This is a genomic window from Bariatricus sp. SGI.154 (genome assembly GCF_050313795.1).
Classification (GTDB): Bacteria; Bacillota; Clostridia; order Lachnospirales; family Lachnospiraceae; genus CAMBRQ01.
Map to the genome: position 1 here is coordinate 49892 of NZ_JBNPMC010000010.1, position 15925 is coordinate 65816.

16 protein-coding genes are annotated in these 15925 nt (G+C 44.9%); all 16 read right to left on the minus strand.

Going from position 1 to position 15925, the window contains the following annotated elements; all coding sequences use genetic code 11:
* Nucleotides 1-26: 26 nt before the first annotated feature.
* Nucleotides 27-350 (minus strand): hypothetical protein, encoded by a 324-nt coding sequence (locus ACQRBN_RS06795; protein WP_427738237.1) that lies wholly within the window; start codon nucleotides 348-350, stop codon nucleotides 27-29.
* 28 nt (nucleotides 351-378) lie between these two features.
* Complete coding sequence (locus tag ACQRBN_RS06800) at nucleotides 379-957, minus strand: helix-turn-helix domain-containing protein (protein WP_427738238.1); 579 nt, start codon at nucleotides 955-957, stop codon at nucleotides 379-381.
* Between the two features lie 431 nt (nucleotides 958-1388).
* A complete protein-coding gene (locus ACQRBN_RS06805; RefSeq protein WP_427738239.1) occupies nucleotides 1389-3428 on the minus strand; it encodes an alpha amylase N-terminal ig-like domain-containing protein in 2040 nt (679 codons plus the stop codon).
* 35 nt (nucleotides 3429-3463) lie between these two features.
* Nucleotides 3464-5311, minus strand: a complete 1848-nt coding sequence (gene ftsH / locus ACQRBN_RS06810; protein ID WP_427738240.1) for an ATP-dependent zinc metalloprotease FtsH — start codon at nucleotides 5309-5311, stop codon at nucleotides 3464-3466.
* 16 nt (nucleotides 5312-5327) lie between these two features.
* Nucleotides 5328-5855 (minus strand): hypoxanthine phosphoribosyltransferase, encoded by a 528-nt coding sequence (gene hpt / locus ACQRBN_RS06815; RefSeq protein ID WP_427738241.1) that lies wholly within the window; start codon nucleotides 5853-5855, stop codon nucleotides 5328-5330.
* On the minus strand, nucleotides 5839-7215 hold the full coding sequence (tilS, locus tag ACQRBN_RS06820) for a tRNA lysidine(34) synthetase TilS (protein WP_427738242.1): 1377 nt from the start codon (nucleotides 7213-7215) through the stop codon (nucleotides 5839-5841). Before tilS ends, hpt begins: the two co-directional genes overlap by 17 nt.
* A 75-nt stretch (nucleotides 7216-7290) precedes the next feature.
* A complete protein-coding gene (locus tag ACQRBN_RS06825; protein WP_427738243.1) occupies nucleotides 7291-8694 on the minus strand; it encodes a SpoIIE family protein phosphatase in 1404 nt (467 codons plus the stop codon).
* Between the two features lie 99 nt (nucleotides 8695-8793).
* Entirely contained in the window at nucleotides 8794-9117 is a 324-nt protein-coding gene (locus ACQRBN_RS06830) for an FtsB family cell division protein (RefSeq protein WP_427738244.1), read from the minus strand.
* Nucleotides 9118-9202: 85 nt separating this feature from the next.
* Nucleotides 9203-9535: a spore cortex biosynthesis protein YabQ gene (yabQ, locus tag ACQRBN_RS06835; protein WP_427738245.1), complete on the minus strand. Its 333-nt coding sequence runs from the start codon at nucleotides 9533-9535 to the stop codon at nucleotides 9203-9205.
* Between the two features lie 4 nt (nucleotides 9536-9539).
* A complete protein-coding gene (gene yabP, locus ACQRBN_RS06840; protein ID WP_427738246.1) occupies nucleotides 9540-9824 on the minus strand; it encodes a sporulation protein YabP in 285 nt (94 codons plus the stop codon).
* A 49-nt stretch (nucleotides 9825-9873) separates the two neighbouring features.
* Nucleotides 9874-10113, minus strand: a complete 240-nt coding sequence (locus ACQRBN_RS06845) for an RNA-binding S4 domain-containing protein (RefSeq protein WP_427738248.1) — start codon at nucleotides 10111-10113, stop codon at nucleotides 9874-9876.
* A 179-nt stretch (nucleotides 10114-10292) separates the two neighbouring features.
* Nucleotides 10293-10601, minus strand: a complete 309-nt coding sequence (locus ACQRBN_RS06850) for an HU family DNA-binding protein (RefSeq protein WP_427738270.1) — start codon at nucleotides 10599-10601, stop codon at nucleotides 10293-10295.
* A 150-nt stretch (nucleotides 10602-10751) separates the two neighbouring features.
* Nucleotides 10752-12482 carry a phospho-sugar mutase gene (locus ACQRBN_RS06855; protein ID WP_427738249.1) on the minus strand — a complete coding sequence of 577 codons (1731 nt, stop codon included), beginning with the start codon at nucleotides 12480-12482 and terminating at the stop codon, nucleotides 10752-10754.
* A gap of 44 nt (nucleotides 12483-12526) precedes the next feature.
* On the minus strand, nucleotides 12527-13540 hold the full coding sequence (locus tag ACQRBN_RS06860) for a CotS family spore coat protein (protein WP_427738250.1): 1014 nt from the start codon (nucleotides 13538-13540) through the stop codon (nucleotides 12527-12529).
* A gap of 156 nt (nucleotides 13541-13696) precedes the next feature.
* The gene (locus ACQRBN_RS06865; protein ID WP_427738251.1) at nucleotides 13697-15022 is read right to left on the minus strand and encodes a CCA tRNA nucleotidyltransferase; all 1326 of its coding nucleotides are present in this window, start codon (nucleotides 15020-15022) and stop codon (nucleotides 13697-13699) included.
* A gap of 72 nt (nucleotides 15023-15094) precedes the next feature.
* Entirely contained in the window at nucleotides 15095-15922 is an 828-nt protein-coding gene (locus ACQRBN_RS06870) for an AraC family transcriptional regulator (RefSeq protein ID WP_427738252.1), read from the minus strand.
* Nucleotides 15923-15925: the final 3 nt, after the last annotated feature.

The following is a 15925-nucleotide window of genomic DNA, read 5'->3' on the forward strand; positions in this document are numbered from 1 at the left end:
GAATAAAGTTCCCTCCTGTATTTTGTCTATATAGATTCCCCTATCGCCGTTTTCAACTGGTTGATTCTTCTGCTGGTCGATACCAGATAGTCACTCATCAGTTTATTGATCGTGCGTGGTTTTTCATTCAAATATTCGTACAGCGATATCATACATCCAAATTCACCCGGCAACGCTTTCCGTACGGCAATCTTCTTTCTCTCCATTGTAATAATGCCATTTAACAGAAGATCCATAACTCCCGCCGCCACGCGCCCGGCATTCGACTCGTCTTTACGCATGACCGGCATGTTTCCATTCACATCCGTTGCTAACACAAAATATTCCTGTGCAATTAACTTTCTATCCATATTCCTCCATCCGCTCAGATTACCATTCTCAAAAGCCCAGAATCCACATAAATACAATCGAAACAATCAAGGTGATTACGCCTGCGGCAGCAGCCATGAATATCGTCTGATATAGCCGTTTCCCTTCTTCCCTGGCTTTCTCGATCTCATCCAGATTCGTACCTTCCATGAATGCAAGGATTTCCCTGTAGGTCTGGATATCGTACCTTTTCTTCGCCTTCTCAACCAATCCAGCCGTATACATGGCCACACCGAAAATAACAAGCCAAATCCCAACCCCTACATAAGATAAAAAGTGTACCAATGGAACCGGCGTAAGCATCGTTGCCAGCAGCATTACCGTAAAAATCCAACTCAAATGCCCGAATCCCTCCTGGTCTTCTTTGTTAATCTGTTCTTTCATCATCTTCACATCTCCTTTAATTAATTGATCTAAAGAGACGTCAAAAACTTCACTAAGCAAAACAAGACTCTTTACATCAGGATAACTTTTATCATTTTCCCAGTTAGAGATCGTCTGCCTGGACACATATACCTTCTCAGCCAAAACGTCTTGGGACAATGATCTTTCTTTTCGATACCTCTTAATCTGTTTCCCTAGTTCCATCTCTTCTGTCTCCTCAAAAAAATCTTAATTAAAAAAAGATAATCCGTCTATCAAATGGATTTTACATCCACGGTTTATCGCCCTTTTTCGTTGTCAAAAGTCTTTGACATGCCCAAAAAAGTCAACTCCGCTATATTATACCATCACACACCGCAAGAGCGCTCTCCATTCTCCCCACAGTTACTATCCTGAATTTCATCCAGTAACCAGCAGGTCCAAGAAAAAGCATATCCCTAAGCAAACAATTCAGGGGCGTCCTTAATGGAGGTGAAATCCACTGCTTACGAAGACTTAGGCACGAAAGCATTCTTGAGTGCCTTAGTCACAGTTAACCGTTAGTTCACCGAAGTGTTGCCCCGTTTACGTGGGATATGCTTTTTCTTGGACCTGCGTCCACTGTATAAATTTTTGATATAACCCCAAAAGAATTCTTACTCAACCATTCCCAACACCAATGCCGAATGCCCATTCATATTCACGACCACTTCTCCATCCACGACCAGATATTCCTCATAATCCGTAGAATATCCTTCCTGGTAAGAATACAGCAGTTTCTTCATTCTGCATTTCATCGGTACTTCTGCCTTCCACACCGGAACCGTCACCTGCGTCAGTTCGCTGCGGTTATTGATAATCACTACAAGTTTATCATCCCCAAGGAAACGTCCATACGACAGGATATTCTCATCCCAGTTCAGCATATTCAGCGATCCGGTTCGAAGCGCCGGATGTTCCTTGTGAATCCGGATCATATCTCTATGGAACGCAATCAATTCTTTATTCTCATGCCCCCAAGGATACGTACGTCTGTTGTCCGGATCTGTGAAGCCGCAGACACCTGCCTCGTCTCCATAATATACGGTAGGTGTGCCGACCCATGTCATCTGAATTACAACCGCTTCCCGCATCACTGCAACATTTACATACTCATTTGCAGCCTCAGGCCCCAAGTGGTCAACTCTTCCCACCATATGATTCGTACGGGTCAGGAAACGGGAATGATCATGGTTCGACAACTCGTTCATCGCCACCTGAAGAGACGGTGTCAGCATATTCGCCATATGATGAGAAATAGAACTTACGAAGTTATCCGCATTGCCAAGCAGTTCTTCTCTCGCTTCATCACTATGCTTCTCCATACCCGTCAAAAACCAGGTAAGCGGCTCCATGAAAGCATCGTAATTCATGACGGTATCCCACTCATCTCCCTGCAGCCACTCGCTTGGATCGCCATAATGTTCTGCAAGAATCAGCGCATTCGGATTCGCATCCTTGACCGCCCGACGGAATTTCTTCCAGAACTGATGATTATAATCATTGCTCCTTCCAAGGTCTGCCGCTACGTCAAGTCTCCAGCCATCCACATTATATGGTGGGGATACCCATTTTCTTCCTATATATAAGATGTAATTCTCTAATTTGACCGAATCTTCATAGTTCAGTTTCGGCAGGGTATCATGCCCCCACCAGCCATCATAATTATGGTTATACGGCCAATTCTCCGGCCCTTCTTTATAGAATCGGAAATAACTTTTATACGGGCTGTCCGGGGAAATATACGCACCCGGCGCATAATCTGCCTGATTCTCGTAGACTCTCTCTCGATCCATCCACTTATTAAACGAACCGCAATGGTTGAACACGCCATCCAGGATGATCTTCATGCCACGCCTGTGAAGTTCCTCCACAAGTTTGATGAACAACTGGTTGCTCGCCTCCAGATTCTTAATCCCTGTCGTCCTCTTCTGATATTTCGTTGCCTGACTGTTATCTGTAACTCCCGGCGCCAGGACTTCACCGCCGTCATCTACGATCACCCCATAATGAGGATCAATGTAATCATAATCCTGAATATCATACTTGTGATTCGATGGTGATACAAACAATGGATTAAAGTACAGAACTTCTACACCAAGGTCCTGCAGATAGTCTAATTTGTCAATAACTCCCTGGAGATCTCCGCCGTAGAATTCCCGTACTCCCATCGTAGCCGGATACTTATTCCAGTCGGTTACTTTCTGGCTGTAATCTCCGATATAATAATATTCATTCGTCTCAACGTCATTCGACTGATCGCCATTATAAAAACGATCCGTGTAGATCTGGTACATGACTGCACCTTTCGCCCAATCCGGCGTGGAAAAGCCCGGTACGATCACAAAATCATAGAACTCTACAATCTCTTTTGACACGCCACATCTGCTGTAATAGCAGACCTCTTCTCCACCTTGGATCTCAAAGCAATACCGGAACGGCTCTTCATTCAGCCGCCACGTAACTTCGTAGTAATCGAATTCGCCAGTAGTGCTGACCTTCTCCATATCATATCCGCCGACAGCAGTCATCAGACGTACTCTGTCTACGTCATCCTTCGCGGTACGGAAACGCAGCCTCACAGTCTCGTTCTCCTGTGGTTCCTGCGGAATTACATAACTCGCGGTTCCATCACAAAATAACGCTTGTTCCTTCATGCTGTTTAATCCCTCTCTAATTCATCATTTTCGTATTATGCTTCAGATACTTCTCCAGTAAACAATGATTCAAATTCTTCTCTGGATATTTTTTCTTTTTCCAACAGCAAATCTGCACACGCATGGAGCACATCATCGTATTTCCGGATAATGTGTCTCGCTCTCTCATAACAATCATCAATGATTCTCTTAACTTCCTGATCGATCACGGTAGCAACACCCTCGCCATATCCACGGGATGCATGTGCAAGATCCCGTCCAATGAACACTTCATCATTATCATTATCGTAATTGATCAGACCAACTGCTTCAGACATACCGAACTTAGTAACCATGGATTTCGCCATGCTGGTTGCCTGCTTGATATCCTGGGAAGCGCCGGTGGTAATATCATCCAACACCTCTTCTTCCGCCACACGACCGCCAAGTGCAACCGTAATATCCTGCAGCATCTTGCCCTTCGTGTTGAACATCTCATCATTCTCCGGCAGCGGCATCGTATATCCGCCAGCCCCTCCGGTTGGAATGATCGATACACTGTAGACCGGTCCCACATCCGGAAGAACATGGAATAGAATGGCATGACCCGCCTCATGGAATGCGGTAATACGCTTCTCTTTCTCAGAGATCACGCGGCTCTTCTTCTCAGCACCGATTCCTACCTTAACAAATGCCTTCTTAATATCTTCCTGTTTCAGATATACCCTGTCTTCTCTTGCAGCCAGAATTGCAGCCTCATTCAGCAGGTTCTCAAGATCCGCTCCTGTAAATCCCGCCGTCGTCTGCGCGATCTGTCTCAGATCAATCTCTTCACTTAATGGTTTTCCCTTCGCATGAACCTTCAGAATCTCTTCCCTGCCCTGAACGTCCGGTCTTCCGACCATAACCTTCCGGTCAAAACGTCCCGGACGCAAGATTGCCGGGTCCAGAATATCCACACGGTTCGTCGCAGCCATCACGATGATGCCTTCATTGACACCGAAGCCATCCATCTCTACCAGCAACTGATTCAACGTCTGCTCCCTCTCATCATGACCGCCGCCCATTCCGGTTCCACGCCGTCTTGCGACAGCATCGATCTCATCAATAAATATAATACAAGGCGCATTCTTCTTCGCCTCTTCAAACAGATCTCGTACGCGGGAAGCGCCCACGCCGACGAACATCTCCACAAAGTCTGAACCTGAAATGGAGAAGAACGGAACTCCTGCCTCGCCGGCAACCGCCTTGGCAAGCAGAGTCTTACCGGTTCCCGGAGGTCCCACAAGCAGCACTCCCTTCGGAATCCTTGCACCCACCTGGATATATTTCTTCGGAGATTTTAAGAAATCCACGATCTCCTCTAATTCTTCTTTTTCTTCCTGTAAACCTGCAACCTTGGCAAATGTCACCTTCGCCTCGTTGCCCGTACTGAGTTTCGCGCGGCTTTTCCCGAAGTTCATCGCTTTCGCATTCGCTCCGCCCCCCTGCCGATTCATCATCATGAAGATGAACATCACGCCAAGAAGCATGATAATCGTAGGCAGAAGTGTTGTTGCAAACCAGTTATCCTGCGGTACATCTGACATACTATACTCGATATCGTTCTCCTTCAGGTAGTCCTGAAGTTCGTTGACATCGGATACATACAGGCTTCTTACTTCGCCCCGCTCGTCACCCTTTCCTTTCAGTTCTATCTCTACCCTTCCGGTCGGAACATTCTTATTCTGAGTAACCGCAACTTCTTTTACATCATCACTCACGATCAGACTCTGGAATTCCTTCCAGGATAGTTCTTCTTCTCTCTGGTCAAGTTGATTCGTGAACCACAACGCCGCAAATAAGAATATTACAAATGTCAAAAGTGTGACTCCGCTTAATCCTCTAGCCCTCTTATCATTCAATGTTTATAGCCCCTTTCTACTCTACACCTTCTACAACCCCGATGTATGGCAGATTCCTGTACTTTTGTGCATAGTCCAGTCCATATCCCACAACGAATTCGTCCGGGATCTCAAATCCCACATAATCTACCTTCACATCTCTGACTCTTCTGTCAGGCTTGTCAAGAAGCGTGCATAATTTCATACTGTTCGGATGTCTCTTTGCCAGGATCTCCAACAGATAATACAGTGTTCTTCCTGAATCAATGATATCCTCTACCACAAGTACATCTTTTCCCTCCAGAGATTCATCCAGGTCTTTGGCAATCTTTACAACCCCGCTGGAAGATGTTCCGTCTCCATAACTGCTGACGCTCATGAAATCCATGGAAACCGGCACCGTAATCCTCTTCGCCAATTCACACATAAAGAATACGCCGCCTTTTAAAACACAGATCAGATGAATCTGCTTTCCTGCATATTCTTCGCTAATCTTCTTACCTAATTCTTCAATTCTCTTTGAAACTTCTTCTTCAGGGATCATTACCTTAACGCTCTCTGCCATCTCTTTTTCCTCCGTTAATTTTTATTTCCAGAATTCTTCTGGTTTTATCTGTAACCTGATACTTCTGATTCTGCCTGTACCCTACGATCCACATAATATGCTGCCCATCTGCAACTAGCCATATCCTGTCTCTCTCCTTATAGGGTATCTTCTCATTGATGAAATACTGCTTAAGTTTCTGAGTTCCTCCATGCCTGTCTATCGTAATATAGTCTCCCGGCACTCTATGCCTTATTTTAACAGTATTTCTTATTATATCATAATCAAACCATTTCGTGTAGGGGGTTTCTGGAAATATTGTCATATCCGGCGTTCTGGCAAATACCCGCATACTGGCTTCGCATTCCGCCAAAGCAGGCTGTATATTCTGCCCGGAAATTGAATTCTTACTCAGTTCAATCCCCTCATAACAGCGCACGGCTTCGATTCCGTATGGCAGATACATCCGCCTGCCGACTTGTCTGTTAAGAAGATCTGTCAGCATTCTGGTATGGGACAGTTCAATATCTTTCCTTCGTCCCGCAACGTGGCAGATCATCTCATGGAGTACATATGGCTGGAGCGCTGACGGGACTTTCCTGAATTCTTCTTCTACAAGAACTACCCCCTCTGTCCCGATTCCGTATCGGATACAGGCATTTGCATAACGTGCCGACTCCTGCTCGATATATTCTCCCAGCATACGCATCTGTTCCATAGTCTCTGACATATGAAGGACAGTCTGGCTATTCACCTGCTCCTCCAGATATGGAATCACATGGCTTCGAATCCGGTTTCTTGTATAATCATCCTCAAGATTCGTCTCATCCGTACAATAAGATATTCCCCGATTCTCAAGATATGATTCAATCTCTTTTCTTTTCAGGCACAGAAGCGGTCGGATAAATACACCGTCAACGGGCGCGATTCCACCCATCCCCTTCAGCCCACAGCCCCTGCATAAGTTCCAGATCAGCGTCTCTGCATTATCATTCCGGTGATGGGCGAGCGCAATCTTCGTTCCTTCGGATTCCTTAAGAACCTTGCCGAATATCATTCGCCTGACATCTCTCCCTGCCTCTTCCAGAGTCAGCCTATTCTGTCTGGCATACGCTTTCACATCCTCGCGAAACACCTGCAATTCTATTCCCTGCTCCTTGCAGAGCCTCTCCACATATGCCGCATCCGCATCCGCAGTTTCTTCCCGGATTCCATGATGAACATGAACCGCCACAAGCGAACAGCCCACTTCCTTCTTAAGTTCAATGAGCATGAAAAGAAGGCATACCGAGTCTGCTCCTCCAGATACGCCTACTATTACTTTATCATTTTCATCCAGCATATGATATCTCTGAATATAATCTTTTACACGCTGATACATATGTCGATCCTTCTTGCGTAAGTATTTCCATTCACTATAAATATATAGAAATTCCTTATAAAATGCAAGGTTTCCTTATAATTTCCACATTCCAATGACCAAAATCGTCATATCATCCACAGGAAGTTCCCCGGTCCATTCCAGTACCTGTCCCAGAATATAATGTGCCATCTCCTTCGGATTCACAATATCCGCCCCCTGAATAAATGTCCTCATCAGTTCGTCCTGTTCTCCGATTGGCAGCGCATCCATCACTCCGTCTGTCATCATGATCACATAATCTCCTGATGACAGTTCCCTTCTTGCCGATTCCAGTTCAATCTCCTGCAGCACGCCCACCGGCAGCGTCGTAGAACTGATCTTCTCCACCGAATCTTTGTGCTTGATAAATGTCGTCGATGCCCCGGCTTTCACAAACTCGCAGGTGCCGCTATACAGATCGAACAGACTTACATCCACCGTCGAAAAACGCACCTCCTCCCTGCCAATCACCAGCGCCGTATTCATCATCTGAATCGCCGTCTTGATCGGGAATCCAGCCTCCAGAAGTTCTTCTAACATCTCCACCACCATCTTGCTTTCGCGGAATGCCTCTTCTCCCGAACCCATCCCGTCAGACAGCGCAATTCCCTTCTTGCCTCCCGGCAGATCTTTCATAAGAAAGGTATCTCCAGAGATCTTCTCGCATCCCTTTCCGATCTTCGCCACACCTTGCAGCGTATGGTATCTGGCACTTTCCACACATGCGATCGTACAATATTCTTCGCCCACGACCGGACGCTCTCCTTGTTCAGGCATCATGACCCTTCCCATAGCATTTCCCACAAGTACCGCTACATCCTTCGTTGCCGCAAGATGCCCCTTCGCAGCTCTGACTGTCAGATGCACCTCATATTTCCCCTGGGGAGTCATATAGAATACCGATGACAGCATCTTAAGTCCTGCTTTCTTAAGATGATTCTTCAAACGTTTTTCCAGATGCTCGTCCTCGAAGATGCCTGCATCCAGTTCGCGCGTTGTGTACTGAATCATCTTGGCAAAATGATTCAGCTGCACCGCATACCCTTCCCGATTCTGTATGATCTTGTTATTCCACATCAGAATCTTCTTGGCATTCTCAAACACCTCCAGTGTCTCTCTTAAAAACCTCGGGGCCATGATGCATCTTTTTTGAAGGCTTCTTTTCATCTCTACATTCAGTTCTGCGCCATATTCCTCCACCGTACACAGAATCTCATACAGCATCTGATAGGTGTGCACCCGGTTCTCCCCCAGACACCATGCTTTTTTCTCACAATTTCCACATACTTTATCCGTAACCTTCAGAAACATCTCCTCGATCTCTTCTTTTGAAAGCGTTCCCTTATACTCCTCCAACGTAAGAAATGTCTTCGACAAATGCATCAGAGAATCCGCGAACTTGTCCATCTGTATGACATACGGATTCAAAAACGCCTCTTTTTCCTTAACTTCTGCCATTCTCTGCTCCCCTTTCAATGGTTTTCAGACATAATTCTTATTCAGAAAAATAAAAAGACTTTAGGAAATCCAATCTCCTAAAGCCTTATCATCTGTTTATTATTTTGCCTTGAATATGATCTCATTCTCATGTATCAGACCTAGCTTCTCTTTCGCCACATCTTCCACATACTCATCTGTCCCTACATATTCATCAAGGTCTTCAATCTCTTTCGCACGAGCCTTCTCTTCTTTAATCTGCTCTTCCAACTCCAATTCCTGCGCCTGATATACACGTTCCTTCGCCTTCAATGTCACACTGTTCACTGATACGACTACGAACAGGAGTGCAATCACTGCACAGACCGCTAATACGCTTCTCTTATGACGCTGCATGCGCTTTTTCTGCTGTCCCTTTCGACGCTTCTGTTCCATCTTGTTCATAATTATTACTCACCCTTACGCCAGCACCCCTGCCAGCAATACTCACCCATTAATAATAATATATTATCTTTTTTCGTTTTTTTTATCAAGTCTTTGACGGGAATTTTTCTTTCTTATGAGCGTAGATTTTTTTGTACATTTTTTCGATTCCTCGCAAAAAAATCGTCATCAAACCCGCGCCAAATACAACACCTAGTATAAAATACCAGCGAATGCTACCATCACTTGTATGGTAAATCTGCACAAACATATATATAGCAGCGCCAACCCAGAAAATCAGATCTTCTGCCTCTATTGCAATCAATCCATGCTTTACCACCTGACGGAAACAACTGATGCACCGATAAGCAAGACGCACAATGGCACCGGATAATACCGCTGCCACAAATACCATCATCTCTCCTCTGATTCCCAGCATACAATCACCTAAACAGTTTCGAGAACAGGTTCTCCTGTGCCTTCCCGTGACTTCCCACATCAGAATAGGCAACGCTGTCAATATTGCCGGACAGGTCTACCTCCCCTTTCTCCAGGCTCAGGCGGTTCACATGCAGATCTGTGCCTTTCACCATCATCATCCCTTGCTCTGTCTCCAGCAGGACCTCGTTCAAATCAAAAGACAGTACATCTATTACGCCTGTTACAAGACTGGTCTTTCGGTTATTGATCACCAGTTTATGATTTTTCTGTACGGTTCTTTCTTCCATGCGTCTCACAACCTTTCTTAATAATCATATGAAAGGTTGTTTCCATTTATTACAAATATTTGAACAAGTCCTTGGCTTCTTCTTTCTTTGTAGTCTCCTGGATATCCAGCACCTCGACTTTGACCGTCCTGGTTCCAAATTGAATCTCGATAATATCTCCTACTTTGACTTTCACAGAAGCCTTCGCCACATTGCCGTTCACCAGCACACGGCCGGCATCGCATGCCTCATTGGCTATAGTTCTGCGCTTAATCAGGCGGGATACTTTTAAAAATTTGTCTAGCCTCATAATGTCCTCCTTCATTGCTTCTTTCTTCTGTTGCCGAATCGTTGTAACATCGATCCTATAGATTGCCTTGAAGCAGCCTGTCATCCATAAAAACCGAAGAAATAGAGGGTGCCTCCCAAGTCCATCTTGACTCTTAAAGACACCCTCATGCTTATTCCATTCTATATTTGTCCGACGAATTATTCGTTAACAGCATCCTTTAATGCTTTACCAGCTTTGAATTTTGGAGCCTTGCATGCATCAATCTTCATTGTCTTGCCAGTCTGAGGATTTCTTCCTTCTCTTGCTGCTCTCTGGCTTACTTCAAAAGTACCGAAACCAACTAACTGTACCTTGTGATCTTTCTTTAACTCATCTGTTACTACATCAATAAAAGCCTTTAATGCCTTCTCGGTATCTTTCTTAGATAACTCTGCCTGGTCAGCAATTGCTGCGATTAATTCTGTTTTGTTCATGGATAATTTCCTCCTCTTGTTTACATATAGAATCCCTTATTTTTATTCTACTTTATTAGTATAGCCTCCATGCCGGTGCATGAAACGCCTTTAGTTACAGTTATAACTGTTTTCCCCATAAATGTCAAGGTGATTTCTCAGTTTTCCCCGTAATATCAAGGTTTTTCACACTTTCTGAACATTTTACAGCATTGTGTTGATCATAGCCAGGACTTCTTCTCCCAATTTTGCAGATTTCTCATCTGCATCCGCAAGAGATGTTCCCTTGATTCCATAGTAGAATTTTACCTTCGGCTCGGTTCCGGATGGTCTTACGCACAGCCATGCATCATCTGTCAGATCATAATACAATACGTTAGACTTCGGAAGCCCTGTCGTGGTTACTTCGCCAGTCGCAATGTCTTTGATCGTATCTGCCTGGTAATCTCTTGCCTTAAGTACTTTGTATCCGCCAACTTCTGCCGGTGGGTTCTTACGAAGTGTCTCTAAGATCTCCTGAATCTTCTGGAGTCCTTCGATTCCCTTCAATGTAATGGACTGGATATCATCCTTATAGTAGCCATACTTGTCATACATGTCCACCATAGCATCCCACAGAGTCTTACCCTGAGTCTTATAGTAAGCAGCAGCCTCGCACAACGCCATCGTAGCAACGATCGCATCTTTATCTCTTGCATGTGTTCCAATCAGGCAGCCGTAACTCTCTTCGAATCCAAAGAGGTAAGAACCCTTGCCGGTTGTCTCAAATCCAAGGATCTGCTGTCCGATGAACTTGAATCCTGTTAATACCTCAATCAGTCCGATTCCATATCCTTTTGCAATCGCGTCAGCCAGGTTGGAGGTAACGATGGTCTTGATCAGGTATCCATCATCCGGGAGTCCCTGAAGTTCTTTACGCTGTCCGATCTCATAGTCAGCAAGGAGACAGCCTGACATATTACCTGTTAATGTATGATATACTCCGTCCTTGTCCTTCACACGTACGCCAAGGCGGTCTGCATCCGGGTCTGTAGCCAGCACAAGGTCTGCATCTATTTCTTTCGCCAGTTTCAGCCCTAATTCGAATGCTTCTTCTGCTTCCGGGTTCGGATAAGATACGGTTGGAAATTCGCCGTCTGGGAGTTCCTGCTCTTTTACTACGTATACATTTTCAAATCCTAATTCCTTCAGGATGCGTCTTGCAGGGATGTTGCCTGTTCCGTGAAGTGGGCTGTATACAATCTTCAGATCCTTGCCTACTGCGTCGATGGAATCCTGATGAATGACCTGTTTCTTTAATTCTGCGATATATCCGTCATCTACCACTTCGCCGATCACTTCATACAGACCTGCTGATTTTGCTTCTTCCAGATCCATGGTCTTAACCGTATTGTAGTCTACGACTGCTTTTACTTCATCCATGATTCCTTTATCATGTGGCGGAGTGATCTGTGCGCCATCTTCCCAGTATACTTTGTATCCGTTGTATTCCGGCGGATTGTGGCTTGCTGTAATGTTAATTCCGGCGATACATCCCAGTGAACGTACTGCATAAGACAACTCTGGTGTCGGACGTAATGACTCGAAGACATAAGCCTTGATTCCATTTGCCGCAAGACACAGTGCTGCTTCATCTGCGAATTCCGGAGACATACGGCGAGAGTCATATGCGATTGCCACGCCTTGCGCCTGAGCCTCTTTTTTCATAATATAATTCGCAAGTCCCTGGGTTGCTTTTCTTACAGTATAGATATTCATACGATTCGTTCCGGCACCGATGATTCCCCTGAGTCCGGCTGTTCCGAATTCGAGATCTTTATAGAAGCGCTCTTTGATCTCCTTATCATCCTCTGCAATGTTCTTCAATTCCTCTTTTGTAGCTTCATCGAAGTATGGATTAGATAGCCATTCTTCATATCTTTCACGATATTCCATGTTCGTACCTCCTGTCCTTAATGATTCTATTATACACCAGGACTCTACAAATGAAAAGCAAATATCTCTTCTAAAAACCGCTTCTTTTCTTCTGTCTGCCGGATTGCCACCTCTAGTTTTTCTATGCTTTTTACAGAGATCCATGCCTTGTTGGAATGATAGTAGGAATTGGCAATCTTCCAGAACTTCTCCGGGTAGATCAGCCGAAGTCTCAGATACTCGGTCTCTTCTTTTGTAAGCGGACGGATCGCCGAGTATGCATTCAGCATATTATCTCCAAGCCGCGCTTTCCATCCATGCTTCTCCATTACTTTTCGCAGGAAATAATACAGGTCTTCCACCTGCACATCCCGTTTGAATTTCTCAAAATTCGTCACAGCAATCTGACCTGGTTCTTTCCTGTAATTATAATCCCCCTGAAGCACCAGGATATTGTGATAGTTATACTCGCCATGTGTCATACAACACGCTTCTACGCTTTGGTTATAGAGTTCCTCATAATCTGACTGTTCCAGTTCATGAATCGCCGTATCCGCCCACCAATACATCTGATCGAAATATTTTAAAAAGGCTGACTCGAATTCACCTTTTGGAGATATCCCACGCATAAACTTCCTGACTTTCTTTAGTTCCCGGTTATGGCGCAGATACTCCTCGCCCAGATGCTCTCCTGACGTTACACTATTTACTAATTCATGCTGCATCAACACATGAAGTTTCGCCAAATGCCCTGATGCTGCCAGCAATTCTGCCGGCTTCTTAATGTCGCACTCCCGTCCCTGGAACCAACATTTTAACAGATATTGACTTCCGTCCTCCAACGAAGACAGGTATTCCCCTTCTCTTGTCAGCACAATTCCATCCGTCTGTGTGCATCCCTGACTCCTGAGATATTCATGCAGCTCGTGCAGCGCAGGAATACGCTTCTTGGACACCTTCACTTCCTTAAGCAGCATAAGCCCCCTGTCTGTGTCGCATAAAACAGCACCCCTGGTCTTGCGGGTGCCGCTGACTTCTATATCATACTGTTCTAATACATTAAGTTCATATTCCTGCATACTCATCCCCTGCACTCTACATTACATATTCTCTCTAGCGTATGATTGCATTTCGCCAAATATGCTTATGGGGACGGGGGAAATTGCAATTTCCCCCGTCCCCATTTAAAATCATGGTGTCCCTTTTGGGATTCACCCTGTCCTTTTTTGGAGTTGTTAGATTGTTTTCAATAATTCGCTTTTTACATTCAACTCCGGATTCTCAATCACCAGCCTTAAAAGTTCCTCCAGTTTATCCCCGATTTCCTTTCCCGGCTTCATTCCCGCCTCTATCAGATCCTTTCCCGTAACTGCCAGGTCTTTTAGCGACACACACTGCCCGGCTTCTATTATTTCCTGATACAGCGCTTCTATATCATCCAGATTCTTAATCTTCGCTTCCCTCTCATACATGCTCTGCGCCAGAACATCGGCACGGCGGACTTCCATATAATAAGGGAACAGATCCTCTCCGATCTTGTTCATCGCGCGCCGCACGTTCTTCGCTGTAGCCGGCATACGATAATCATGATAGAAAACCAATTGCGACACTTTTCGCAAGGTATCGTTGTCGAATTTCAGCCGTCGCAGCACCTGCTTTGTAATCTTCTCGCTTTCTATTGCATGTTTCTTAAAATGCGCCACGCCATCAGCATCTACCGTCTTCAATGCCGGTTTCCCCATATCGTGCAGCAGCATGGTTAATCTCAATATTTTATCTGAGCGTACATTCATCATGGCATGCAGCGTATGTTCTCCCACATTATACATATGATGAGGTGTCTCCTGCTCTGTGACCATGATACGATCGAATTCCGGAAGAAATACTTTCGTTATGCCTAATTCGTATGCATCCAGGAGCAATTCCGGCCGTTCTGAAGTTATCATCTTCACCAGTTCTACCTGAATTCTCTCCGCACTTATTCTCTCAAGAGTCGGAGCCAGTTCCTTCATGCCCTGGCGTGTACACTCCTCAATCTGGAATCCCAATTGTGCCGCGAATCGCACTCCTCGCAGAATTCTAAGCGCATCTTCCATGAAACGCTCTTTGGCATCACCCACACATCGAATCATCTTGGCATTCAGATCCTCTACCCCTCCAAAGATATCCACCAAACCATCTTTTTCATTATATGCCATGGCATTAATCGTGAAGTCCCTTCTCTTCAGATCTTCCCGCAGACTTCGGGTGAATGTCACTTCTTTTGGATGACGTCCGTCCTCATACTCTCCATCGATCCTATAAGTCGTTACCTCGAACCCTTCTTTCTCCAGAAGTACTGTAACAGTCCCATGCTCTATCCCTGTATCAAATGTACGGCTGAATAATGCTTTCGTCTCATCCGGCATCGCAGAGGTGGTGATGTCCCAGTCCTCCGGCTTTCGACCAAGGATCGAATCCCTGACACATCCGCCTACGGCGTATGCCTCATAACCATGACTCTGCAAAGTTGTTATAATTCTATCTACTTTTTCGGGTAATTGAATTTTTAGATTATTCACGATAGTTTCCTCCAGTTTGTCCCACTTCTCCTATCATAACACATTTCCCCTTCGTTGGGGACGGGGGTTTTTTCAATTTCCCCCGTCCCCTCTTCGATACTCACTTGGCAAAACCCCATATCTCTTCTTAAACACTTTCACAAATGCCTTACTATTCGGGAACCCATTATTAAGTGCGATCTCGCCTATCCCCTGCTTCGTATTCATCAGTTCTTTCACTGCATACTCCAGACGAATACTATCCAAATAAGCCTTATAATTGGTTTTCGCATATTTCTGGAACATTCTGGACAGATAAGTCGGCGAATATCCGAAGGTCTTCGCAAGACTCTCCAGTGTCAGTTCTTTCATATAATTATTTTTCATATATGCCGTAATCAATGACAATTTATTCAGCCCTCTATGATTCCTCAACACTCCCTCATCAATCTCTGTCTCCCGGTATTTTGTCACCAGAAGATAGATCAGCATATAGAACTGGTTCTGAACTTTTAACTCATATCCACATTTTCTCTCGACATAAGTCCAATACATATCCTGAATCAGCCGCATCACTTCTTCATCCTGAAGTCTGGAACTATGAGAGAAATAGATGAACCTGTCATTTGTATAGTATTTTTCAAAAGTTGAAAGCGGAATCTGAAGTACCACCGTCTGATTCGTCTTCGGAGACCGTATGGAATGGATCTCATTGGAATTCACCAGCATGAATTCGCCCGGTTTCAGCAGATAGCGCACTTCATTAAGATAGAATTCTAACTCTCCCTCGAATAAAGCGAATATCTCTATGGATCTGTGCCAATGCTTGTCCCTTACGTAGTTGCCGTCCTTTCCTTCAAAGACAAACATCTTAAATGGGATATCATCATTGGGCATAATAATTTCATGTGAATACTCCAACTC

Excerpts from the sequence above, each read along its gene's own strand:
- ACQRBN_RS06795 (WP_427738237.1), bottom strand. The coding sequence starts at position 350 with ATGGATAGAAAGTTAATTGCACAGGAATATTTTGTGTTAGCAACGGAT.
- ACQRBN_RS06800 (WP_427738238.1), bottom strand. The coding sequence starts at position 957 with ATGGAACTAGGGAAACAGATTAAGAGGTATCGAAAAGAAAGATCATTG.
- ACQRBN_RS06805 (WP_427738239.1), bottom strand. The coding sequence starts at position 3,428 with ATGAAGGAACAAGCGTTATTTTGTGATGGAACCGCGAGTTATGTAATT.
- hpt (WP_427738241.1), bottom strand. The coding sequence starts at position 5,855 with ATGGCAGAGAGCGTTAAGGTAATGATCCCTGAAGAAGAAGTTTCAAAG.
- tilS (WP_427738242.1), bottom strand. The coding sequence starts at position 7,215 with ATGTATCAGCGTGTAAAAGATTATATTCAGAGATATCATATGCTGGAT.
- ACQRBN_RS06825 (WP_427738243.1), bottom strand. The coding sequence starts at position 8,694 with ATGGCAGAAGTTAAGGAAAAAGAGGCGTTTTTGAATCCGTATGTCATA.
- ACQRBN_RS06830 (WP_427738244.1), bottom strand. The coding sequence starts at position 9,117 with ATGAACAAGATGGAACAGAAGCGTCGAAAGGGACAGCAGAAAAAGCGC.
- yabQ (WP_427738245.1), bottom strand. The coding sequence starts at position 9,535 with ATGCTGGGAATCAGAGGAGAGATGATGGTATTTGTGGCAGCGGTATTA.
- yabP (WP_427738246.1), bottom strand. The coding sequence starts at position 9,824 with ATGGAAGAAAGAACCGTACAGAAAAATCATAAACTGGTGATCAATAAC.
- ACQRBN_RS06845 (WP_427738248.1), bottom strand. The coding sequence starts at position 10,113 with ATGAGGCTAGACAAATTTTTAAAAGTATCCCGCCTGATTAAGCGCAGA.
- ACQRBN_RS06855 (WP_427738249.1), bottom strand. The coding sequence starts at position 12,482 with ATGGAATATCGTGAAAGATATGAAGAATGGCTATCTAATCCATACTTC.
- ACQRBN_RS06860 (WP_427738250.1), bottom strand. The coding sequence starts at position 13,540 with ATGCAGGAATATGAACTTAATGTATTAGAACAGTATGATATAGAAGTC.